The 4,376-nt window shown below is 63.2% G+C and carries 4 protein-coding genes; 2 read left to right on the top strand and 2 right to left on the bottom strand.

The genetic code is table 11. From position 1 onward, the window contains the following. Positions 1 to 1,242 (bottom strand): phage late control D family protein (locus QZM35_RS37975; protein WP_301777777.1); only part of this gene is annotated, 1,242 nt, incomplete at its 3' end. 319 nt (positions 1,243 to 1,561) lie between these two features. Here QZM35_RS37975 and QZM35_RS37970 point away from each other — a divergent pair. Beyond that, positions 1,562 to 2,362 carry a transporter substrate-binding domain-containing protein gene (locus QZM35_RS37970; RefSeq protein ID WP_089424350.1) on the top strand — a complete coding sequence of 267 codons (801 nt, stop codon included), beginning with the start codon at positions 1,562 to 1,564 and terminating at the stop codon, positions 2,360 to 2,362. Between the two features lie 59 nt (positions 2,363 to 2,421). Here the strand turns inward: QZM35_RS37970 and QZM35_RS37965 are convergent, their stop codons facing one another. Next, the gene (locus tag QZM35_RS37965) at positions 2,422 to 2,625 is read right to left on the bottom strand and encodes a hypothetical protein (protein ID WP_011350748.1); all 204 of its coding nucleotides are present in this window, start codon (positions 2,623 to 2,625) and stop codon (positions 2,422 to 2,424) included. A gap of 512 nt (positions 2,626 to 3,137) precedes the next feature. Here QZM35_RS37965 and QZM35_RS37960 point away from each other — a divergent pair. Beyond that, positions 3,138 to 4,376 (top strand): phage late control D family protein (locus tag QZM35_RS37960; RefSeq protein ID WP_301777776.1); only part of this gene is annotated, 1,239 nt, incomplete at its 3' end.

The following is a 4,376-nucleotide window of genomic DNA, read 5'->3' as shown; positions in this document are numbered from 1 at the left end:
TTCGAACGGGCTGCGATACGGCACGCTCACGCGCTGCGCTTCGACTTCGACGAGATAGAAGCCGGCCGATCCGTCGTCGTGCTGCACGCGAAACACGGGATCAGTACCGTAGTTGTCCTGTGCCTGCGTCAGCGCTTCGCGCAGGCTGTACGGAAAGTCCGCGCTGTCGCTTGCAACAGGCAGATTGTTCTCGATCCACCACGCCACCTCGATCGCGACAAATTCGCGCTGATCGGCGGGATCACGATCGTGCTCGGGATGATCGGTCAGCGTGAAGCGCCGGCCGGCATCGATCGCGCGCACCCCGCCCGCGGCATGGAAGCGCTTCGCCCGTGACTCCCACTCTTCCATCTTGACCTTCGTCAGATGGTCGCCGCGCGTCTGGTCGAGATACGTGTAAGCGCCCGTGTACTCGTAGACTTCGAGTTGATCCGGCAACTCGCCCTGGCCACCCATCGTCGGCAACGACGTGCCTTTCGGGTTCGACGGCTGCGAAGGATTCTTGTAGTCGAACGTGCGCGTCGTACGCGTGACGCTCTGCAGCGTGCGCGTGCCCGACCATTGCGTGAACGCGTCGGGTTCGCTGGCAGCGTCGCCGCGATAAAAGCGCACGGTTTCCGGCGACAGCGGCGCGAACGCCTGCAGGTTGTCGGTGATGACGAGCGTATGCGACTTGCCGTCGTCGGCCTGCTGCCATGCGCAATAGAGCCCCTCGTTCTCCATCAGCCGATGCACGAAATGCCAGTCGGTATCGTGCTGTCGCGTGTACGACCGGTTCGGCAGCGGCTTCGACAGCGCGAAGCGGAAATGCCCCTGCGCCTGCGGGTGCTGGTTCAGCACGTCGCTGATGATCTGGTCGACGGTCGTGTCGTTCCAGAGCCGCTGATCGCGACGAAACTTCAGGAAGTGGGTGAAATCGGCGAACGCGAGCTGATAGGTCGTGAGCCCGCCGTCGGCACCCAGCCGGCTCGCGGTATGCACGTAGCCGTTGATCGGCCGGTAGCCGAGATCGCCCTGCTGGATCCACAACGTGACGGGCTGTGCGATCAGCTTTTTAAGTTCCACATCGCTGTCGGTCGACAGCACGTCGAGCGTGAACTCGTATGCGCGCCCGATACGTGAGCGACCGACTGCCCGCTGAACGGTCAGGACGTTGGCCCCCAATGGCGTATCGAGCTTCAGCAACCGGTCCTGCTGAAGCAATCCGCCGCGCAACGCGGCGATTGTGTTCTGCATGTTCATGAACGGCCTTTTTCTTTTGACACGCCCTCGGATGGCGCGAGCATTCGATTTTGCTCGCGCGATTTTACAGACAAAACCTCGCACGCCCTCAAGTCTGACCTGCTTTAAACGAGCAGAATCCGCTCAGCCCGCATGCACGCTGGCGGACGGTAATCACGCCCGCCGTCCCGCACATCGATGAAATCGATTGCAATCAGGGCCAATTCGACTTCCGGCGCGGCCCGGTTGCGAGTAGTGTCTACGTGCCCGTCTTGCGGCCCGCCGCGCCCACCCGGCGCCGGCGCTCACCCCACACCACGCTGACCACTGGAGATCTGCGATGAAACGTTCGAAGTTCCTGCTGTCGGGCCTGCTGCTCGCGTCGGCCCTCGGCTTCACGGCCGTTGCCGCGCACGCGGACGACCTGCTCGATTCAGTGAAGAAAGCCGGCGTGCTGCGCGTCGGCCTCGAAGGCACGTATCCGCCGTTCAACTCGCGCGGCACGTCGGGGCAACTCGAAGGTTTCGACGTCGACGTCGCGAACGCGGTCGCCGGCAAGCTCGGCGTGAAGACGCAGTTCGTCCCGACCGAATGGAGCGGCATCATCGCGGGCCTGCAGGCCGGCAAGTTCGACGTGATCGTCAACCAGGTCACGATCACGCCGCAGCGCAAGGAAGCGCTCGACTTCAGCCAGCCGTACACGTACTCGGCCGCCCAACTGATCCAGCGCAAGGACGACTCGCGCAACTTCAAGTCGCTCGACGACTTCAAGGGCAAGAAGCTCGGCGTGACGCTCGGCACCAACTATGACCAGATGGCGCGCACCGTGCCGGGCATCGAGGTGCAGACGTATCCCGGCGCGCCGGAGAAACTGCGCGACCTCGCCGCGGGCCGGATCGAGGCGACGCTCGACGACCGCCTGATGCTGCCGTACATGATCAAGACGTCGAACCTGCCGCTGCGCGCGGGCGCGGTGCTGAACGGCGGCAAGCAGGAAATGGCGATCCCGTTCCGCAAGGGCAATCCGAAGTTCGAGAAAGCGATCAACGACGCGCTCGATTCGCTGCACAAGGACGGCACGCTGAAGAAGATCTCGATGCACTGGTTCGGCAGCGACGTGACCGTGCCGGTCGCGCAGTAAGCGGCCCGGCGCTTCAACGCGTCACGCCCTTCGTCTCGACGAAGGCGTGACGCTTCCCCTCAAGCCGCTTCGTCGAAGCGCGCCAGCAGCATCTGGCCGATCGGTGTCAGTGCCGGGCGCGCGGCCACGGCATTCATGCGTACCTGCGTATCGTCGACCAGCCGCTTCTCGACCAGCACGGCGAAGGCCGGATTCGACGGATCGACGCTGTCCGGCGCACGCGCGACGCGCAACAGCATCGAGAATTCATGCGGACTCAGCATGGTCCCTGTCTCCTGATCGTCCGCGGTCCGGTTCGAACCGTCGTCGATCGTATTTTCGAATGAAATGGCGCGATGCAGACCGCTGCGCCGCCGGGAGCGAGATCCCGGTCGGCCCCCACCTGCGACGCGGGCACGTCGTCGCGAGCGGGTTGCGCACGTTCCCGGTCCGGCGGTGCCGCCGCGACGGGAACGTGCAACGTTATGGTCGCCTCATGACGCGACCGTGACAGAGAAACGGGGCGCGCCACACACCGCTTTCGGTTCGATGCCGCCACGATCGACGAAGACGGACCGTATCGCCTGTCAGGCCGTCAGTTGCCCGCTCGCCGGCCGTTTCGTACCCTTCATCGCGGATCGACCGAATACGTGTGTTGCATGCCGTGGTCCGAGAAAACTCAGGCCGGAGCAGCGCCAGCATTTCGCTAAAGCACCTCACGGCAACCGATGTAAAATCGCGCGGGCATTCCTCAGACGCTATCCGAGAGCGCTGCAAATATAACGAAAGGCTTACGATGAACGTGCAGAACCTTGCTGCCGCGCTACGTGGCGGCCTGATTCAGCAGGACCGGCTGTTGAAGCTTGATACACCGCTTGGTGCAAACGCGCTGACGGTACTCCGGGCCGTCGGCCGATCGACAATCGGTCGCGACTATGCTTTCACGCTGGACGTGGTATCGCCCGATAACGCCATCGAGCTGAAAAAGCTCATCGCGCAACCCGTCACGCTCTGGCTTTCGCAGGTAAACGGGCAGTATCGCCCCATCCATGGCTATATCTACACGGCACGCCAGCTGGGCGTGGATGGCGGGCTGACGACGTATCAGATCACGCTGCAAGCATGGATGCACGTGCTGAAATTCCGCCGCGATCAGAAGATCTGGATCGATAAGACGGCCGACGACATCGTATCCGACGTGCTGAACCAACACCCGGAAGCGCGCGGCCGGTTTCGGTTCGCACTGTCGCAAACGCTGCCGAACCGGTCGTACACCCGGCAGAGCGAAACTGACTGGCATTTCGTGCACCGCCTGCTTGAGAGCGAAGGCCTGTTCGGTTACTGGGAACAGGCCGACGACGGACAATCGCACACGCTCGTGATCACCGACAGGCTGGCAGCATGTCCGGAGCTGTCGCCAACGACGGTTTCGTTTTACCGAGGCGGAACCCGCATCGAAGCAGACGGGTTGACGCAATGGTCGGGTACGCGCACGCTGCAGAGCGTCACGCACACGACACGCACGTTCGACTACAAGAATCCTTCGCAACCGTCGAACCTGAAAGGCACGACACTGCCGACGATGGGCGGACAGGGTGAGTTGCCCGATCAGCTCGAGATCTACGAGTACACCGGCGCGTACACCTTCCAGCAACAGCAGCATGGCGACCGGCTTTCCCACATCCGCATGGAAGAATGGGAATCGCGCGCCAAACGGTTCCACGGCGTCGGGGGGGCGCGAGCCATCGATGCCGGGCGGCGTTTCGTGCTGTCGGGCCATCCCGTACACGATCGCGACCCGGCAGACCAACGCGAATTCGCGACGATTTCGGTGACGTGGTGGATCGAAAACAACCTGCCTGCCACTCGCATGCGGGACTTTCCGCACAGTCTGCACCGCGACATCGACAAGGCCCGGACGAACCGGTCGGGCAACACGCCGACCACCCCGTCGCACGATGACGATTCGGCCGGTTTCTATCTCGTCGAAGTCGAGGCGCAACGCGTGAGCGTGCCGTATCGCAGCCCGTTCGAG

The sequence above is a fragment of the Burkholderia sp. AU45274 genome (genome assembly GCF_030482505.1).
Taxonomy (GTDB): Bacteria; Pseudomonadota; Gammaproteobacteria; order Burkholderiales; family Burkholderiaceae; genus Burkholderia.
Note: the sequence above shows the minus strand (reverse complement) of the source record. Positions and strands in the feature narration are given on the sequence as shown.